Source organism: Shewanella schlegeliana, assembly GCF_016765635.1.
Classification (GTDB): domain Bacteria; phylum Pseudomonadota; class Gammaproteobacteria; order Enterobacterales; family Shewanellaceae; genus Shewanella; species Shewanella schlegeliana.
The window spans coordinates 150,410-168,123 of record NZ_JAESVD010000007.1 but is presented as its reverse complement, the minus strand read 5'-3'; the positions used below and the strand labels follow the sequence as shown (position 1 = coordinate 168,123).

General features: G+C 44.9%; 14 protein-coding genes and 10 tRNA genes. 20 read left to right on the top strand and 4 right to left on the bottom strand.

All coding sequences use genetic code 11. The features are described 5' to 3' along the window. The first annotated feature begins 656 nt into the window (after nt 1-656). The 13 genes from JMA39_RS13690 to JMA39_RS13630 all read left to right on the top strand — a co-directional run bounded on the left by JMA39_RS13690 (nt 657) and on the right by JMA39_RS13630 (nt 5,571). Nucleotides 657-748: transfer RNA gene (locus JMA39_RS13690), tRNA-Ser, on the top strand. Between the two features lie 21 nt (nt 749-769). After that, nucleotides 770-846, top strand: a tRNA-Arg gene (locus JMA39_RS13685). A gap of 31 nt (nt 847-877) precedes the next feature. Further along, nucleotides 878-954 (top strand) — tRNA-Arg (locus JMA39_RS13680). A gap of 34 nt (nt 955-988) precedes the next feature. Further along, a tRNA-Arg gene (locus tag JMA39_RS13675) sits at nt 989-1,065 on the top strand. Between the two features lie 32 nt (nt 1,066-1,097). Continuing rightward, nucleotides 1,098-1,174, top strand: a tRNA-Arg gene (locus JMA39_RS13670). 21 nt (nt 1,175-1,195) lie between these two features. Further along, nucleotides 1,196-1,272 (top strand) — tRNA-Arg (locus tag JMA39_RS13665). Nucleotides 1,273-1,281: 9 nt separating this feature from the next. After that, a tRNA-Ser gene (locus JMA39_RS13660) sits at nt 1,282-1,373 on the top strand. Nucleotides 1,374-1,444: 71 nt separating this feature from the next. Continuing rightward, a tRNA-Arg gene (locus JMA39_RS13655) sits at nt 1,445-1,521 on the top strand. A gap of 35 nt (nt 1,522-1,556) precedes the next feature. Beyond that, nucleotides 1,557-1,633: transfer RNA gene (locus JMA39_RS13650), tRNA-Arg, on the top strand. Nucleotides 1,634-1,641: 8 nt separating this feature from the next. Further along, a tRNA-Ser gene (locus JMA39_RS13645) sits at nt 1,642-1,733 on the top strand. A 621-nt stretch (nt 1,734-2,354) separates the two neighbouring features. Beyond that, nucleotides 2,355-2,600 (top strand): OadG family protein, encoded by a 246-nt coding sequence (locus JMA39_RS13640; RefSeq protein ID WP_202722418.1) that lies wholly within the window; start codon nt 2,355-2,357, stop codon nt 2,598-2,600. A gap of 20 nt (nt 2,601-2,620) precedes the next feature. Then, complete coding sequence (gene oadA / locus JMA39_RS13635) at nt 2,621-4,432, top strand: sodium-extruding oxaloacetate decarboxylase subunit alpha (protein WP_202722417.1); 1,812 nt, start codon at nt 2,621-2,623, stop codon at nt 4,430-4,432. An 8-nt stretch (nt 4,433-4,440) separates the two neighbouring features. Then, a complete protein-coding gene (locus JMA39_RS13630) occupies nt 4,441-5,571 on the top strand; it encodes a sodium ion-translocating decarboxylase subunit beta (RefSeq protein WP_202722416.1) in 1,131 nt (376 codons plus the stop codon). A gap of 123 nt (nt 5,572-5,694) precedes the next feature. On the opposite strand, the gene JMA39_RS13625 is transcribed toward JMA39_RS13630, so the two are convergent. Both JMA39_RS13625 and JMA39_RS13620 read right to left on the bottom strand, forming a co-directional pair. After that, nucleotides 5,695-5,880: a hypothetical protein gene (locus JMA39_RS13625; protein ID WP_202722415.1), complete on the bottom strand. Its 186-nt coding sequence runs from the start codon at nt 5,878-5,880 to the stop codon at nt 5,695-5,697. A 102-nt stretch (nt 5,881-5,982) separates the two neighbouring features. Continuing rightward, nucleotides 5,983-7,236, bottom strand: a complete 1,254-nt coding sequence (locus JMA39_RS13620; protein ID WP_202722500.1) for a dicarboxylate/amino acid:cation symporter — start codon at nt 7,234-7,236, stop codon at nt 5,983-5,985. Between the two features lie 472 nt (nt 7,237-7,708). On the opposite strand from JMA39_RS13620, the gene JMA39_RS13615 reads away from it, so the two are divergent. The 4 genes from JMA39_RS13615 to JMA39_RS13600 all read left to right on the top strand — a co-directional run bounded on the left by JMA39_RS13615 (nt 7,709) and on the right by JMA39_RS13600 (nt 13,468). Next, complete coding sequence (locus JMA39_RS13615) at nt 7,709-10,546, top strand: M16 family metallopeptidase (RefSeq protein ID WP_202722414.1); 2,838 nt, start codon at nt 7,709-7,711, stop codon at nt 10,544-10,546. 170 nt (nt 10,547-10,716) lie between these two features. Next, entirely contained in the window at nt 10,717-12,285 is a 1,569-nt protein-coding gene (gene gshA / locus JMA39_RS13610; protein ID WP_202722413.1) for a glutamate--cysteine ligase, read from the top strand. A 5-nt stretch (nt 12,286-12,290) separates the two neighbouring features. After that, nucleotides 12,291-12,728, top strand: a complete 438-nt coding sequence (locus JMA39_RS13605; protein WP_202722412.1) for a hypothetical protein — start codon at nt 12,291-12,293, stop codon at nt 12,726-12,728. Between the two features lie 122 nt (nt 12,729-12,850). Beyond that, complete coding sequence (locus JMA39_RS13600; RefSeq protein WP_202722411.1) at nt 12,851-13,468, top strand: transglycosylase SLT domain-containing protein; 618 nt, start codon at nt 12,851-12,853, stop codon at nt 13,466-13,468. A gap of 57 nt (nt 13,469-13,525) precedes the next feature. Here the strand turns inward: JMA39_RS13600 and JMA39_RS13595 are convergent, their stop codons facing one another. Beyond that, nucleotides 13,526-14,746, bottom strand: a complete 1,221-nt coding sequence (locus JMA39_RS13595; protein ID WP_237732829.1) for a sensor domain-containing diguanylate cyclase — start codon at nt 14,744-14,746, stop codon at nt 13,526-13,528. Between the two features lie 474 nt (nt 14,747-15,220). On the opposite strand from JMA39_RS13595, the gene purE reads away from it, so the two are divergent. From purE to JMA39_RS13580, 3 genes are all read left to right on the top strand, one after another. Beyond that, on the top strand, nt 15,221-15,724 hold the full coding sequence (gene purE, locus JMA39_RS13590; RefSeq protein ID WP_202722409.1) for a 5-(carboxyamino)imidazole ribonucleotide mutase: 504 nt from the start codon (nt 15,221-15,223) through the stop codon (nt 15,722-15,724). A gap of 288 nt (nt 15,725-16,012) precedes the next feature. Beyond that, a complete protein-coding gene (locus JMA39_RS13585; RefSeq protein ID WP_202722499.1) occupies nt 16,013-16,570 on the top strand; it encodes a sigma-70 family RNA polymerase sigma factor in 558 nt (185 codons plus the stop codon). Next, nucleotides 16,560-17,108 (top strand): hypothetical protein, encoded by a 549-nt coding sequence (locus JMA39_RS13580; protein WP_202722408.1) that lies wholly within the window; start codon nt 16,560-16,562, stop codon nt 17,106-17,108. The genes JMA39_RS13585 and JMA39_RS13580 overlap by 11 nt, the downstream gene beginning before the upstream one ends. 116 nt (nt 17,109-17,224) lie before the next feature. Here the strand turns inward: JMA39_RS13580 and JMA39_RS13575 are convergent, their stop codons facing one another. Continuing rightward, a complete protein-coding gene (locus JMA39_RS13575; protein WP_202722407.1) occupies nt 17,225-17,641 on the bottom strand; it encodes a hypothetical protein in 417 nt (138 codons plus the stop codon). Between the last annotated feature and the right edge of the window lie 73 nt (nt 17,642-17,714).

Here is a 17,714-nt window from a genome sequence, read left to right as displayed (position 1 = left end):
GACTTATTTAAAAATAGTAGAAGCCAGTTTTTAACTGGCTTTTTTATTTCTGAGTTTTAGGTTTTGCGCTAACAGAGTTTAGATTTGCGTAATTGCATCGACTCTCCAAGAACCTGTAGTTGTTGAACGGATTGACCGCACATTCAGTCTGACAAGTCATCTGAGCCACTCGATGACGCTGATTTTGCTCTGAATGGATCACTTAAGACTTATTTAAAAATAGTAGAAGCCAGTTTTTAACTGGCTTTTTTTATTTCTGGCTGTTTTTAGGCTTTCGCGTTAACTTCTGGCTTTTGCACTAACTTGGTTTTAGTTTGCGTAAAAGCATCCACTTCCAAAGAGTTTATCTTTATAGTTGCTGAACTGATTGACCCGCGCATTCAGTCCGACAAGTCGGCTGCGCCGCTCGATGACGTTGATTTTGATCTGAATGAGATCATTTTTACGTTATTAGCCTGCAATAGAAGCTGGTTAATAACTGGCTTTTCTATTATTAGAGGTTATTTAATTCTAAATAATATGCCGAAATAAACGCCTTGAAGCCGTAGGTTAGAGTGTTATACAGACAAGATGCTTAAAAACAGCTCAAATGGAAATGGTTTCTTAAAAAGGGTTTGACTTATTTTCGGCAGACAGTAATATGTGCGCCAAGAAACGGAGAGGTGGCCGAGTGGCCGAAGGCGCTCCCCTGCTAAGGGAGTATGGGCTTTAACTCCCATCGAGGGTTCGAATCCCTCCTTCTCCGCCATTTCTTACAATAGACAACGATGCGGATGTAGCTCAGCTGGATAGAGTACCTGGCTACGAACCAGGCGGTCGGAGGTTCGAATCCTCCCATCCGCACCATTTCTATTGATGTGATAAATGTTTTTAATGAGCGGATGTAGCTCAGCTGGATAGAGTACCTGGCTACGAACCAGGCGGTCGGAGGTTCGAATCCTCCCATCCGCACCATTAAATCATTTATAGCAGTAAACATTCTATATGCGCGGATGTAGCTCAGCTGGATAGAGTACCTGGCTACGAACCAGGCGGTCGGAGGTTCGAATCCTCCCATCCGCACCATAGAATAAGTTTACCGCAGATATTTTATATGAGCGGATGTAGCTCAGCTGGATAGAGTACCTGGCTACGAACCAGGCGGTCGGAGGTTCGAATCCTCCCATCCGCACCATATAAAATAGTACCGAATTTTGCGCGTGTAGCTCAGCTGGATAGAGTACCTGGCTACGAACCAGGCGGTCGGAGGTTCGAATCCTCCCACGCGCACCATGTTTTGACGGAGAGGTGGCCGAGTGGCCGAAGGCGCTCCCCTGCTAAGGGAGTATGGGCTTTAACTCCCATCGAGGGTTCGAATCCCTCCTTCTCCGCCATCATTCGTACAAAAAACCGCAACTCTGTTGCGGTTTTTTGTCCTAAGAATGATTGTGAAAGTTTTATATGAGCGGATGTAGCTCAGCTGGATAGAGTACCTGGCTACGAACCAGGCGGTCGGAGGTTCGAATCCTCCCATCCGCACCATATAAAACAAATGAGTTTTAGATAGTACCGAGTTTGCGCGTGTAGCTCAGCTGGATAGAGTACCTGGCTACGAACCAGGCGGTCGGAGGTTCGAATCCTCCCACGCGCACCATGTTTTGCGGAGAGGTGGCCGAGTGGCCGAAGGCGCTCCCCTGCTAAGGGAGTATGGGCTTTAACTCCCATCGAGGGTTCGAATCCCTCCTTCTCCGCCATTCATACAAGAAAACCGCACCTAGTGCGGTTTTTTTGTATCTGAAATTTGCCTAAAATCGACTCGCTTGCTATTTCCGCTCTAACCTTCGCTCTAATAATGCTGTTGCTTTGGTATTACAATTACATTGCTACTGTAAGCTTCCCTATCTTAACGATAAAACCTAACTTTCAAAACCCTGTCACCAAGCTGTCCATACGCCAAATCAACGCTGAATTGAACAAATTGAAATCGAGTTAAATCAAACTGCATAAAATTTCATTTCTGTTTTTCTGACGGCTATCTGTTCTTTTTCCTGAATTCATTTTTCCGTAAATACACTGTTAAATTAGAAAAAGTCTCTGCAAAAGCTTGTACATTATCGGATGTATAATTTTGCTGTTGATTTAATGAGAATTTATCACTTCATTCCGGATAATTATCGTTTTTATGGTATGACCAATTTACAACTGACTCGCTATTTTGTTATAGATTGGTTATTGTTTTAATCGGCTTTAGCCCTTTAGCAGTAAATCTGTACCTGAACTGAATAGAATAATTTGCATAACATGTGAATGAGTGGTGAATATTTATTTTTGGGAATCCAATTGTATTCACAACTTCATATCAATGAGAGGAAGAGATGGCTTCAATATCTGAGCAGTTATATGACGCATTGGGGATCATGATACTAGGTATGTCACTGGTATTTGTTTTTCTGAGTATTCTTATTGTTGCGATGAAACTGGTTGCTCTAAAGTTTGGACCTGCGCCTAAGTGTGGTAGTCCCGTTACCGAGAGGCAACCGCAATCGAGTCAATCCGCCGTGAGCCCATTAATGGCTGCGGTAATTACTGCTGCAATTCATCAGCACCGTAAAAAAGCATAATAAAAGTAGGGAGTTTTTGTATGAGCAAGCCATTGGCTTTAACTGATGTTGCCTTAAGAGATGCACACCAATCTATTCTCGCTACTCGTTTGCGTACCGAAGATATGTTACCTATTGCACCGTTACTGGATAAAGTCGGTTTCTGGTCACTTGAGTCATGGGGCGGAGCCACATTTGACTCTTGTATTCGTTATCTTGGAGAAGATCCGTGGGAGCGGATCCGCGAACTGAAGAAGGTGATGCCAAATACGCCACAGCAGATGTTGCTGCGGGGACAAAACCTGCTTGGTTATCGCCACTATGCCGATGACTTGGTACATCGTTTTGTCGAGCGTGCCCATACCAACGGTGTTGATGTATTTCGTGTGTTCGATGCGATGAATGATGTGCGTAATCTCGAAACTGCTGTCAAATCGGTTGTCCAAGTCGGTGGCCACGCCCAGGGCACGCTGTCTTACACCACAAGCCCTGTGCATAACTTAGATACTTGGATTGACATGGCTAAGCGCATAGAAGATATGGGCTGCCACTCGCTATGTATTAAGGATATGGCTGGACTATTAAAGCCTTTCGAAGCATTCGAACTCATTAGCAAAATCAAGTCGCAAACCGATCTAGTTTTGTCACTGCATTGCCACGCGACTACCGGTCTAAGCACGGCAACTTATCAAAAAGCGATTGAAGCGGGTATTGATGTGCTCGATACGGCTATCTCTTCAATGAGCCAAACTTATGGTCACAGTGCTACAGAAACCTTAGTCGCCATGGTTGAAGGCACCGATAGAGCAACGGGTTACGATATGGCGTTGCTAGAAGAGATCGCAGCCTACTTTAGAGTCGTACGTAAGAAATATGCAGCATTTGAAGGCGAACTAAAAGGCATTGATTCACGCATTCTTCGTGCTCAAGTCCCCGGTGGCATGTTGACTAACATGGAGAGTCAACTAAAAGAGCAGGGCGCCGCAGATAAGTTAGATCTGGTACTTGAAGAGATCCCTCGTGTGCGTGAAGACTTAGGCTTCTTGCCTTTAGTTACACCAACCTCTCAAATCGTCGGAACCCAATCGGTGATTAACGTTCTTACTGGCGAGCGCTATAAGTCACTTACTAAAGAAACTGAGGGCGTACTCAAAGGCGAATATGGTGCGACTCCAGCTCCTGTTAATGCTGAGCTACAGCAGCGTGTATTAGCGGGCAGCGAAGCAATAACCTGTCGCCCTGCAGATCTGCTTGCATCGGAGTTAGATAAATTACGATTAGAGCTAAAAGAGAAGGCAGCGGCTGAAGGAATCGAGCTCGCTCAAGAGCTAGATGACGATGTGCTGACTTATGCGCTGTTCCCGCAGATAGGCCTTAAATTCTTGAGTAACCGTAATAACCCCGATGCATTTGAGCCAAAGCCTGAGCTAGCGGCTAAAGCACTTGAGCAAGCCAAGCAGGCTGAGATTGCAGCGGCTAGCAAACAAGGGCCAGAAACCTATACGGTTACTGTGCAGGGGCAGAGTTTTGTGGTTGAGGTCGCCGAAGGCGGGGATATCAGCCAGATCACGCCTACCGAAAATGTGGTGCCTTTTACACCTCCTGTACACGCAGCACCGGTTGTCGATCTATCTGCGGTAAAGCATGAGCAGAATGCGCCTTTATCGGGCAACATCTTCAAAGTGCATGTGTCACCAGGTGATAGCGTGAAAGAGGGCGATGTCGTGATTATCCTCGAGGCGATGAAGATGGAAACCGAGGTACGCGCAGAGGCCGACGGGGTCATCTCTAAGGTTTGGGTGAAAGAAGGTGACGCTGTAGCAGCTGGTAGCCAACTGTTGGCATTAGCTTAGGGGTCATCATGGAAGGATTAATCGCGTTTTGGTCTGAGTCGGGTATTGCTAATTTTACCTCAGGCCAACTGCTAATGATGGGTGTCGGTTGCCTATTGCTATATTTAGCAATCGCTAAGAAGTTTGAACCATTACTGCTGTTACCGATTGGATTTGGTGCGATATTGGCTAACATCCCTAATGGTGGATTTACCGAAGAGGGAGGGCTGCTCTATTTTGCCTACCACGTTGGTATTGAAACGGGTGTATTCCCGCTGCTCATCTTTATGGGGGTTGGCGCGTTAACAGATTTCGGTGCGCTTATCGCAAACCCTAAGATGCTATTGCTTGGCGCTGCGGCTCAGTTCGGTATTTTCGCAACCCTAATTGGTGCGATTGCACTTAACTGGGTACCAGGCTTTGAGTTCTCAATGACCGATGCGGCGGCGATCGCCATTATTGGTGGTGCGGATGGACCAACGGCTATCTTCTTGGCGTCTAAGTTAGCGCCTGACTTGCTCGGAGCGATTGCGGTCGCAGCCTATTCCTATATGGCGTTGGTACCACTGATCCAGCCACCGATTATGCGTTTGCTGACTACTGAGTCTGAGCGCAAAATCAAGATGGAGCAGCTTCGGGAGGTGAGCAAGAAGGAGAAGATAATCTTCCCTATGATGGTACTGGGCTTAACGATTTTGTTCCTGCCAGCCGCCACACCACTGGTGGGCATGTTCTGTCTAGGTAACTTGATGAAAGAGTCGGGTGTGGTCGATAGATTATCAAGTACGGCTCAGAACGAGCTTATCAACATAGTGACTATTTTCTTAGGCTTAGCTGTAGGTTCAAAACTTTCTGCCGAACAGTTCTTGCAGATGGAAACCCTAGGGATCTTAGTACTTGGCGCTGTTGCTTTCTCTATCGGTACAGCAGCAGGCGTGTTAATGGCGAAGCTCATGAGTAAGCTTTCTGGCGGTAAGATTAATCCACTGCTTGGTGCTGCTGGTGTATCAGCTGTACCTATGGCGGCAAGGGTGGTGAATAAGGTTGGTTTAGAGGCCAACAACCAGAACTTCTTATTGATGCATGCCATGGGGCCAAACGTAGCCGGGGTATTAGGCAGTGCTGTCGCAGCGGGTGTCTTGTTAGCCGTACTGGGTTAGCCAAGCTCTCTCAAACGAAAAAAGTCCTGCTCTTTAGCAGGACTTTTTTATGCTGAAACTGTGGCTAAATAGCTCGGGCGCATTTTCTTTGTCGTTATTTTACTATTTAGTGATGAAAAAGTACTAAGACTTAAGGTTTTGTCCCGCAGTGAGCCAGAGCAGAAAGGCGAGGGAAAAAACAATGGTTAGGCTGATGCCGATGATATAGAGAAACCCTGTCTTACCTTGCTTTAAAGGCACACCGTTATAGTTAAGAAACAGAGCCCACGCCAGTGAAAGCAGTATGGGAAGAATGAAGAGTTTTGTCATATCCAGCCACTCCTGAATTATTGGTTTAAAGCAGTAGAATATTGAAAAGTATAAATTAAAAAGGCCGCAATTGCGGCCTTTTTATTCGATGAATCACTCTGTTTAGCTACTGGCCTGCTCTAGCGGGGCATTTTCTTGTGCATAAAACTGCGCTTCATCGAGTTGCCCCTCTGATTTACCTATGACAACTGCTGTCATCATATCGCCGGTGACGTTAGTGGCGGTGCGGATCATATCGATAATACGATCAACTGCTGCGATAAAGGCGATACCTTCAAGAGGTAAGCCGACTACGCCTAAAGTTACCGTTAGCATCACCATGGCACTACCTGGCACACCTGCGGTGCCGACTGACGCTACCGTAGCCGTCACAGCAATTAGCAGGTAGTCAGTCATATCCAGTGATATACCGTAGATCTGCGCAATGAAGATAGCTGCAATCGCAGGGTAAATACCACCACAGCCATCCATGTTCATTGTGGCGCCAAGAGGCAATACGAAAGAGCCATAACGCTTAGAGACGCCCATTGACTCTGTACAGCGCGTACTTGCTGGCAAGGTGCCAAAGCTTGATGCTGTGGTAAATGCTACTATCTGTGCAGGTATTGCCTTACGGAAAAATTGAACAGGACTTAGCTTAGCTGCAAACTTAATTAAGCCACCATAAACGAAGATAATGTGGATGAGTGCAGCAAGATAAATAGCACCGATAAATTTCCCCAGTGGCAGTAGCGTCGATAAGCCATATTCACCAACAACCCAAGCCATTAAGCCAAATACACCGATTGGAGTCAGTTGCAGCACCATGCGAGTGAGCTGGAACATCACCTCTGCGCCAGCCTCGATAGTGCGTTTAAGAGGCTCTGCTTTCTCACCGACTTTGTTAATCGCAATACCGATTAATGCGGCGAAAACGATGATCTGCAATACCTTGCCTTCTGCAAGAGAAGCAAATGGATTGACAGGGATCATATCGAGTAAGACTTGAGCGAAGCCTGGTACATTACGCTCACGCACCTCTGTTGCGACTAGCTCCATCGAGCCGCCCATATCGATCAGCGAACCAATGGTTAAGCCAATGAGTGAGGCAATGGTGCCTGTAAGCATAAACATGGCCAAGGTTTTAAAGCTCAGCCTCTTTAAACTCACTTCAGAGCCTAACGAGGTGATGCTGACAACGATGGCGCAGAAAATAAGTGGCGCAACTAACATCTTAATTGCACTGATAAACAGATCGCCAAGAGGCTTTAATACTGTTGCAGATTCACCGAAAACGACACCGACACCGGCGCCTAATATAAAGGCGGCTAAAACTTTCTGCCAAAATGGGATGTTCTTAATCGTTTGCCACATTATCGAATTCCAATTATTTAATTTTTATCAAGTTACTTTACGGGTGAATCTTTGTTCACTCCAGTGCTAGTTTTAGGCAATCGCTATTAATATTTACATTTAGTTACCCAGTTGCAGCTCATTCTATAGATAGCGATACTGGCATCACAAACCGATTTCGTTATAACTTATCGTGATAAATGAGTTTGTTTTAATAACTTTAAATATTAACCATGTTGCAACATTGTAGGCTTGTTTGAGTGTGACGTGTGAAAAAAAGTGTTAATTCATAAGCTAAGGAACTTACCGTTAGATGTCATAGTCGATAAGTCATAGGTTTTTTGCCATTTTTTGTTATAAAAAATCACAGGTTTAATGGCAAATTAATTCAAGTTTCTATGCTGGTTGTTTTATCTGTAGTAGGTAATACTAGCTGGATTAACAAACAACATGGCCAATGTTTGAAAAAACAGCCAGTTGGAAAAGGAGAGAGTCATTGAAAAAATGGATATTAGCGGCGGCTATTAGTGCTGCATTAATGGGTTGTGCGGGACAGCAACAGAGCGAAACCGTTTTACCACAAGGAGTCACTCTATTAGAAACGGTTAGCTTCAGTGGTGAGCAGGTTGGGATCCCTTATCGGAAATACCAATTGGCTAATGGCTTAACGGTCATCTTGCATGAAGATCACTCCGATCCTTTAGTCCATGTTGATGTCACCTATCATGTCGGTTCTGGTCGAGAACTCGAAGGCCGCAGCGGTTTTGCTCACCTTTTTGAGCATATGATGTTTCAAGGGTCAGAAAACGTTGGTGACGAGCAACACTTTAAGATGGTCACCGAAGCCGGTGGCACATTAAACGGCACCACCAATACCGACCGAACCAATTATTTTGAAACGGTACCCAATAACCAGCTTGAGAAAATGCTCTGGCTAGAATCTGACCGTATGGGCTTCTTTCTGCCTGCATTGACCGAAGAGAAGTTCGAAGTCCAGCGTGAGACGGTTAAGAATGAGCGTGCACAAAGGGTTGATAACCGCCCTTATGGCCGTATGGGGGAACGTTTTAATCAGGCATTTTATCCTCAGGGGCATCCATACTCTTGGCCCGTTATCGGCTGGCCTGAAGATCTGAACCGCGCCGATGTTGAAGATGTGAAACATTTCTTCCAGCGTTGGTATGGCCCTAATAATGCGACCTTAACCATAGGTGGCGATTTCGATGAGATGCAAACGCTCGCGTGGGTGAACAAATATTTTGGCGAGATCCCATCTGGGCCTAAAGTCGATGCACCGAAAAAAGAGTTAGTGACGCTCGATGAGACGCGTTATTTGTCGATGGAAGATAGAGTTCACCTACCGCTACTTCGAATCGGAATGCCAACAGTTTATGCCCGTCATGAAGATGAAGCCGCACTGGATCTACTGTCTAATATTTTAGGTGGTGGAAAAACCTCGTTATTTTATAAAAACTTAGTCAAAGATGGCCTCGCAGTACAAGCCGGCGTGAATCACCCTTGCCAAGAGTTAGCCTGTCAGTTTTCCATGTATGCATTAGCGAACCCTGCACGAGGCGGTAATTTAGCCGAGCTTGAGCAGGCGATGCGTGACTCGATTAAAGAGTTTGAAAAACGCGGTGTGACCGATGACGATCTTGAAAAAGTGAAAGTTAACTTCGAGGCGGGAACCATCTTTGGTCTACAAAGCGTTCAAGGTAAGGTTGCCAGTTTAGCCTTCAATGAGACCTTCTCAGATAACCCCAATATGATTGGGTTCGACTTGGCTCGTTACGCCAATGTCACTAAAGAAGATGTAATGCGGGTATTTAATAAGTACATCAAAGATAAGCCTATGGTGGTGATGAGTGTAGTGCCTCAAGGACAAACAGCGCTTATTGCAAAGGCCGATAACTTCGTAGCACCAGCAGAAAAAATCGCTGCCGTTGCCGTTGAGGAGTTAGCGCCAGCGCCGCAGATTGTTTCATCATTCGATAGAAGTGTTATCCCGGCAGCAGGTCCTGCTCCTGTGCTGACGATGCCTGAGCTTTGGCAAGGTAAACTTGCTAATGATATCGAGGTGATAGGAACTCAAACCAGTGAGACGCCAACGGTAGAGATAGTGATTTATCTCAATGGTGGTCATCGACTACTGGGTGTTAATCAAGCTGGGCTTGCGGGTATGACTGCGGCTATGATGAATGAGTCGAGCCAAAAGCGCAGCGCCGAAGAGCTCACTCAAGCGTTAGAGATGCTGGGCAGTAACGTGAACTTTAGTGCCAGTGGTTATCAAAGCCAAGTGAAGATTTCGTCGCTAACGGCGAACCTTGATAAGACGATGGCGATTGTGCAGGAAAAGCTATTTGAGCCAGGCTTCAAGGCGGCTGACTTTGAGCGAGTCAAACAGCAAAAACTGCAACATTTGCAGCGTGAGCTAACAGAGCCGAACTACTTGGCAAATACCGCATTTAGTGGCTTGCTATATGGTGAAAAGAGTCCATTTGGCGTTAGCAGTGGAGGTTCGCTAGAAACGGTATCGGCAATGACGCTCGATGATATTAAAGCTTTCTATAAACAGCAATACACTGCCGGTAATGCGCAAATTGTCGCGGTGGGTAATCTGAATGAATCACAGATGCTGAGTAAACTTTCGAGTCTTGCGAGTTGGAAAGGGGCTGCCACCCCACTGCCTGAACTTGCCCAGCTACCAAAGATTCAAAGCGGTAAGATCTTTATCCTTGATAAACCTGACGCGGCGCAGTCGGTGATCAAGATAGGTAAGCGTGCATTGCCGTTTGATGCAACAGGCGAGTTTTTTAAGTCTTACTTGATGAACTACCCACTAGGTGGTGCGTTCAATAGCCGGATCAATCTTAATCTGCGTGAAGATAAAGGCTATACCTATGGCGCGAGAAGCTATTTCTCAGGTGGCCCGGAGCAAGGTTTTTATCAAGCAACGGCAAGCGTACGTAGCGATGTGACGAAAGAGGCGTTAATCGAATTTATCAAAGAGATTAATGCATTCCAAGAATCGGGTATGACAGATAAAGAGCTAGACTTCATGAAAAGCTCGATTTCACAGTCAAAAGCACTCGATTATGAAACGCCATATCAAAAAGCAGGCTTAATGCGTAATATTCAGCGCTATAATTTAGATGAAGACTTTAGTGAGCAGCAGAGTGCTATCACCAAGAATATTAGTCGTAATGAATTGAATAAGTTGGCTAAAGAGCAGTTGAACATTGAAGACATGGTGATCTTAGTAGTAGGCGATCGCGCTAAAATTGAGTCTGAATTATCAACACTTGGTTATCCAATTGAAATTTTACAGTTGTAAAAGGTTAAGCTAGGCCATATATCCGAAAGATGGTGCCATGGTTATGGCACAATTCATCGTTTATTAGGCTGGAGTTAATAAACGCGAACTTGGTACGACTTGAAATTTTAGCAAGCTATAACTGGTCTAATAGACCCGTTATTTAGAGTCACGCACTAGAGAATAATATATTGAAATCTTTCAATGAATTAGTTGGGAAGTTGTCGGATCCGTCAAGTCGACAAGCGCTAAAATCGATGCAACGAGGCATTGAGCGTGAAGCGTTAAGAATTGATAAGTCGGGTCATTTGGCGTTGGATAAACATCCTAAAGCACTGGGCTCTGCATTAACACATTCGCGGATCACCACTGATTACAGTGAATCCTTGCTTGAGTTTATTACGCCAGTTTTTAACGATATCGATGAACTCGTTGACGATCTTACTCAGACCCATGCCTACAGTGTGCGTCATCTCAATGGCCAGCGTTTATGGCCAGTGAGTATGCCCTGCTATTTAGGTGACGGGGCCGATATTCCTATTGCTGACTATGGTAGCTCTAACTCAGGTCAAATGAAGCGTTTATATCGAAAAGGCTTAACTTATCGATATGGCGCACAGATGCAGATCATCTCTGGCGTGCATTTTAATTTTTCTGTGTCGGATCAACTCTGGGACAGACTGTATGAGCTATCGGATAGCTCATTAAGCTTAGAAGACTTTATCTCAGAGTCTTATTTTGGCCTTATTCGTAACTACCGCCGCTTAGTTTGGGTGTTGCCTTACCTGTTTGGTGCTTCTCCTGCATTGTGTAGCACCTTTATTCAGGATCCAAAAACCAGCAATTTTCCTTTTGAGGTAATTGGCGATGGTACCTTGTACCTGCCTTACGCAACCTCGTTACGCATGAGTGATTTAGGTTATACTAATCAAGAGCAAGATAACCTAAATATCAGCTACAACAGCCTTAGTGATTATTTAACGGGCATGCAAGCGGCGATAAATATGCCGTCGGCAAACTTTGCCAAAATTGGCGTTAAAGTGGATGGTGAATACCGTCAGCTGAACGACAATATTTTACAGATAGAAAATGAATTTTACTCTCCTATTCGCGCTAAGCGAGTGGCAAAAGGCAATGAGAAACCATCGGAATCTCTGGCTCGTGCCGGTGTCGAATATATCGAAGTTAGGGCGTTAGACGTTAACCCTTACAGTGCGGTTGGCATCGAAAAGTCACAGATCCGCTTCTTAGATCTCTTCCTATTGAATTGTTTACTGCAGCCTTCACTCGCATCTGATGCTGATGAAGAGATTGAAATTGCCGCTAATCTAAAATCAGTGGTGTTAGAGGGACGTAAACCTGGGCTAATGTTGACTCGAGGCGGTGAGCAGGTCGCTCTTGCAAGCTGGTTAGAGAGCTTATTTGCTGACTTAAAAACCATTGCTCAACTGCTTGATGATGAAGGTAGTGATGATTATCAAGTTGCACTGGCTAAGTGGCATAAGGCGGTCGAAAATCCTAATGAAACCCTGTCGGGTAGAATTATGCAAGGCTTGAAAGATGAGCAAATCGATCATAGCCAATGGGTATTGGAGTTAGCCGAGCAGTATCACCAGCAGTTGAAAGCTTATCCGCTAGCAGAGCATATCGATAAGCGATACCAACAGGATGCCGTTGCGTCGCTTGAGAAACAGAAAAATCTTGAGGCACAACCTAGCGTGAGCTTCGATCAGTTCTTAGCAGATTACTTTAAGGTTTAGTTGCGATGACGCAGGGCTTCAAAAGTGTACTAGGCATTACCGCATTGTTATTGATGGTATCGGGCTGTGCTTCACAACCCGATACTGCCAATCAGTGTGGCATTGTTGCGACCTATATGGAGCCCAATCGAGAGGCCGATATTTACCAAGTTGTGGTGACCCATCTAGATGGTAAACCGGTTATTTCTCAGCCTAATTACCGTTTGGCGATAGGAGAGCATACTTTTACGCTTGCTGAGTTAATCGATGCACCGAGTTTGAAAGTTAAGCTTTCAGCCCGCACACCTAAACAACTTACGATTAATGTTGCACATAATCAGCGATATCACATAGGCGCAAAATTTAAAACTGACAAGGTGTATCGCGGCAATGATAGTGACTTTTGGCTACCAGAAGTATGGCAACAAGAAGCCCACGATTGTGAATTTACACCAGCGCAATAGTCATTTTCTTTTATCTTCCTCTAGTTGATTTATAACACAATTCCCCAAACGCTTAATTGCATCTTTAGTCTATCAATGTGACACTGTCGCTTTGCTATTACTGTCTATTGGTACTGTTTTTTATGAAATGGCCTGCATTATTTGCGACTATTATTTTGGCTACTCTGTTGACTGGATGCGCGACTCCTCCGCCAAAAGATCCTGAGAACCTTTGCTCGATCTACACCGAAAATCGTTCTTGGTATAGTGCCGCTAAAAATACCCGAGAGAAGTGGGGGGTCCCAGTTCATGTGCCTTTGGCCATGATGTACCAAGAAAGCTCCTTTAAGCATAATGCTGCGCCGCCAATGGAATACTTTTTAGGTTTTATTCCTATCGGACGTGCCAGTGATGCCTATGGCTACGCTCAGGCCAAGACCATGACATGGGACGATTACGTAAGAGAAACAGGTAACTCTTGGTCGAGTCGCAGCAATTTCGATGATGCCATGGATTTTATGGGTTGGTTTATCTATAAGACGCACAAGATTAATGGGGTATCTAAGTGGGATGCCCGTAATCAATACCTCAATTACCATGAAGGGTGGGGGGGCTACCAACGTAAAACCTACAACCAGAAAGCTTGGTTGATTAAGGTCGCTGGTAGGGTCGATGCTCGCTCTAAACGCTATGCCGCTCAGTACAGGCAGTGTCAGGAAGATCTTGACTCCTCTTGGCTATGGCGACTCTTTTTTGGTTAGCGTCAGATATTTTTGAGAAGACACACAGACTAAAGCCTCTACAAATGTAGGGGCTTTTTAACTCGCTAGGCTTTGTTGCTGCTTACGCCGTTTCTGTTGGTACATGTTGTCATCGGCGGCTTTAAAGCATTGACTCCATTTATGACTGTAGCTGGCAATTCCAAAGCTAAACTTAACTTCAATAGCCTGCTTTCCTGCAGCTTTCTCTAGTGAGTACTGCGTAGCGAGAGCTTGCTGGATCTGGTTAAGCTCATCCTCTATTTGGCTTAAGGGGCCATGACACAGAGCGATAAATTCATCCCCCCCATAACGTGCGACTAGATGCTTTAGGTGCCATTGCTGTTTTAGCGCTGCGGCAAGACGCTTTAACGCCTTATCTCCCGCTTGATGCCCGGTGTTATCATTGATAGCCTTTAAGTTATCTAGGTCCAAAATGACTAAGTAGCTGCCTTGAGCATTATCGATTTGCCACTCTGTCTTTGCGGACTCAAAATGCTGACGATTATACAGCTGGGTTAGGCTGTCGAAATTTGCCAGTTGATAAATTTGGCGTGATTTCTGATAAAGGGCGATGGCATTGGCTGCCTCATGGGTCAAGACTGCGGCAAGATTTCTATCATAATGGCTAAAGGCATCCATCTTTGAACTGTCTAGGTTAAGCATGCCGTAAAGCTTACCATCGATATGAATAGGGCTTGATAATGTCGATTGAATAGGGGCTCGTGGTGCGGTTAATAGTGCCTCCTGATCCTCAGGCGTGAGCGTGCTGTGGCCATTAATACTGGCCATATTATTAATCAGTACGACTCTGTCGCAGCTACCCTTGGAAAACCGGTACTCGAAGGATTGTCTGAGATTAAACTTTATTTTTCTAAGCTTTTCGATGTCGATGCCGATAGTTGACTCAAAATAAAGTGCATCGCTGTCGGGGACGACTCTGATAATTGAGCCCATTTCAGCAGCCTTTACCCCGTTAACGGCTTTGCTTAGCAAGGCATTTAAAAATTCGGACTCATCTTGGTATTGGTTGGCAGTGTTAACCAGCTCGAAGGTCGTATTATTGAGGTGGATCACTTGCTGAAGGTGATTCCAGAGTCGGTTTAGGCGACGTTGATGAAAGTAATGGCTCAGACCGTAACCGATAAGATAGATACAGACTGTAACGATAAGATTGAGTGGAGCACTGATATTTAGGAGGCTTTCCCAGCAGACAAGCAGTAATAGCATGGGGATGCCTAAAAGAATTAGATGGGTTTTCAGACTCAGAGAGTCAATCATCTTTCTCTTTAAAGTATCTTTGATAGAGAGCATGAATATCCTTATTCGTTTAGTAAGGCATCTGCTTGATAGGGCAGCCCAAAAGAAATCTGTGATTTGTATTTATTGCCTGCTTGAAAACTTATCATGTTAATTTTAGTGATAAAAATGCCTAGCAAAGTCGCTCACTATATCAAAACTTAAGTCCCTTGAGAGCTTAGTTTCTGTAGCGGTTCTTTATTATGAGAGCTGGATTACGTTTGTCGGATCCCCCTAGCATAGCTGGCCTAACAATTAAGCATTTTTATGTATTTAATTATGCATGTTAAGTTTTACTGGTTTGTTATACATATGTATGAATAAGTTATTTGCAGTTGAGGACAACCTTAGGGATAATTGCGTCGCAGGCTTGGGGGAAGCCTGTTAACAAACGCGCTAAATTTCATTATAATGCGCGCAAATATAATAATGTACCGCCCTACTCAAGGACTTAAAATGAGCAAACCATTTGTTGCAGTATTAATGGGATCTGATTCAGATCTGCCTACAATGCAAGCCACCCTCGATGTGCTTAAAACTTTCGAAATCAACTTTGAAGCAAAGGTCACTTCAGCGCACCGTACGCCTGCTGCTACGCATGCCTACGTAACAGATGCTGAAGAGCGTGGTTGTAAAGTCTTTATTTGTGCAGCAGGTCTTGCTGCGCACCTCGCTGGCGCTGTTGCGGGTATTACTACTCGCCCTGTAATCGGTGTGCCTGTTGATTGTGGTCCACTACAGGGTCACGATGCACTCTTATCTACAGTCATGATGCCAGGCGGCGTTCCAGTAGCAACGGTTGCTATCGGTAGTGCTGGCGCTAAAAATGCGGGTTACCTTGCAGCACAAATGTTAGCTGTGGGTGATGATGCACTTGCTGTAGCAGTTAAAGAAGAACGTGCTAAGTCTGCTGAAGCCGTTCAAGCTAAAGATGCTGCTCTGCAAGCTAAGCTAGCTTAATCTAACAGGCTCTTGGCCTGTCAATATCAAATGCCGCCTAGTTAATTTCTAGGTGGCATTTTTTATAAGGGAGTTTGTTCTATCTATCTTTCAGTTGTTTCCTTACTGCAAATACTCATTACCCTATCTATTATTCTGCTCGTGACCTAAGCACTTGCAATCTAAGTTAAACTAGACAAAGCTTAGCGGTCGATAATCTGTAAAAATTTATTAGCTAAGGAAGATACCGTGGAGCAACCCTTGCCCTCAGTCGAACCGACCAATGAGGTTGATTCAGATCAAGCCTTGATGTTGCAATATGCAGCCGGCAGTGCTCGAGCGTTTGAGTTACTTTATCGTAAGCACAAAGGTCCGCTATACCGATACTTCGTTCGGCAAATTTACGATCAACAGCTAGCAGAAGACCTCTATCAGGAAACTTGGAGTCGAGTGATAAAGGCCGCTAGCGGCTATGAAACCAGCGCCAAATTTACCACTTGGCTGTATCGTATCGCCCATAACCTGATAATCGATCACGTAAGAGCCGTTAAGCCAGTGAATAGTTTTAGTGAGGTGTTTGAGCCGGAGCAAGAAGCAGATACTCAACTCAGTAATGATGACTTTAATCCAGAAGAGCAGATGTTAGATAGACAAAAATCAACGCTGCTGAAAGCTTGTGTGGCAAATTTGCCACAAGTGCAAAAAGAGGCATTTTTGCTCAATGTTGAGATGGGCTTTACCGCAGCGATTATCGCCGATATTGCAGGGGCAACCCTAGAAGCGACAAAAAGCCGTATTCGCTATGCTTATAAGGGACTTAAGGACTGCGTAGACTTGAAATGGCAAGGGGCTGAACATGACAGATAAAGAGCATGAAGTTGTTGAAGCAGAAATTAAGTCGCTTTATCAAAAAATTGATAAAGAGCAGCCCCCAACTGAGCTTGATGAGCAGATCTTAACAATGGCGCGTAGCCGAGTTGCTAAGCCTGTTCAGAGTCAATCTTTTTGGCGTAAATATCGCTGGCCACTATCTTCAGCAGCCTCTGTGTTGGTGGTAGTGACGCTTTTTGTGATAAATCCAGCGATGAAAAGTGGCGATAATTTAGAGCAAGGCGAGCCTGTGATGATGTCATCTCCACCTAAGCCACAGATGATGCGCTCGATGGACACGCCTAAGCAAATGGATAACAACGTTACTCAGGCTGTGCAGGACAGTGCTCCTGTAGGTGCTGATTTAACGGCGCAACTGGACAATATCGAGCAGCTGATCCGAGATAAAAAGATAGCAGAAGCTTATGACTTGCTTCAGCAGTTGGCTGAGCAGGCACCGCAGTTGCTACAGGCGACCCACCCGTTTAACGAGAGGTATCTTAAGTTGCAAAAAGTGGTGATGTCAGGCCATTAACTGGCGTTAGCATTTATACTGACTGCTATTAATGAGCCTCAGAATAATCAAGCCCGCGATTGCGGGCTTGGTTTTAGGTGAATGCTTCAGATATAGGACTCGATTTATAACCTTTGTTAAAGCGTTTTGAACCAGTCCCAAATCTCAAGTGAAGTCCCCTCAAAAAGGTCGATACCTAACATAGATTTCAACAAGTAGAGCAGTAGCAAGCCAAAGGCAATAGAGATCAAGATAAATGCAACTATGCTAAGCAGGAAAAGGGCTAACGAAAGCTGCTTCTCTTTGCGACTGTATGCACGTTTATTACGTCCAAACAAAAACACATAGAAAAAGCGCCAGCCAATGAAGGGAAGATAGAAACTGCCACGACTATCTATCATATGCTTCTGCCATCGGTTGTTGATTAATGCTCGTCTTAGGTAGAGTAACTGTGGTTCAGAAAAACTATCGGCGTGGACCTTTGGCATATTCCCCAATGCTCGATTGACCCCAATATCATCTTTTAGCGATGGACGAAGATACTCTGTTGGCATTAATGCTCCATATATTAACGGCGCTAACCTTAAGCTTAGCAGTGATTGATTAGCGGAAGCTAAGCAAGTTTTA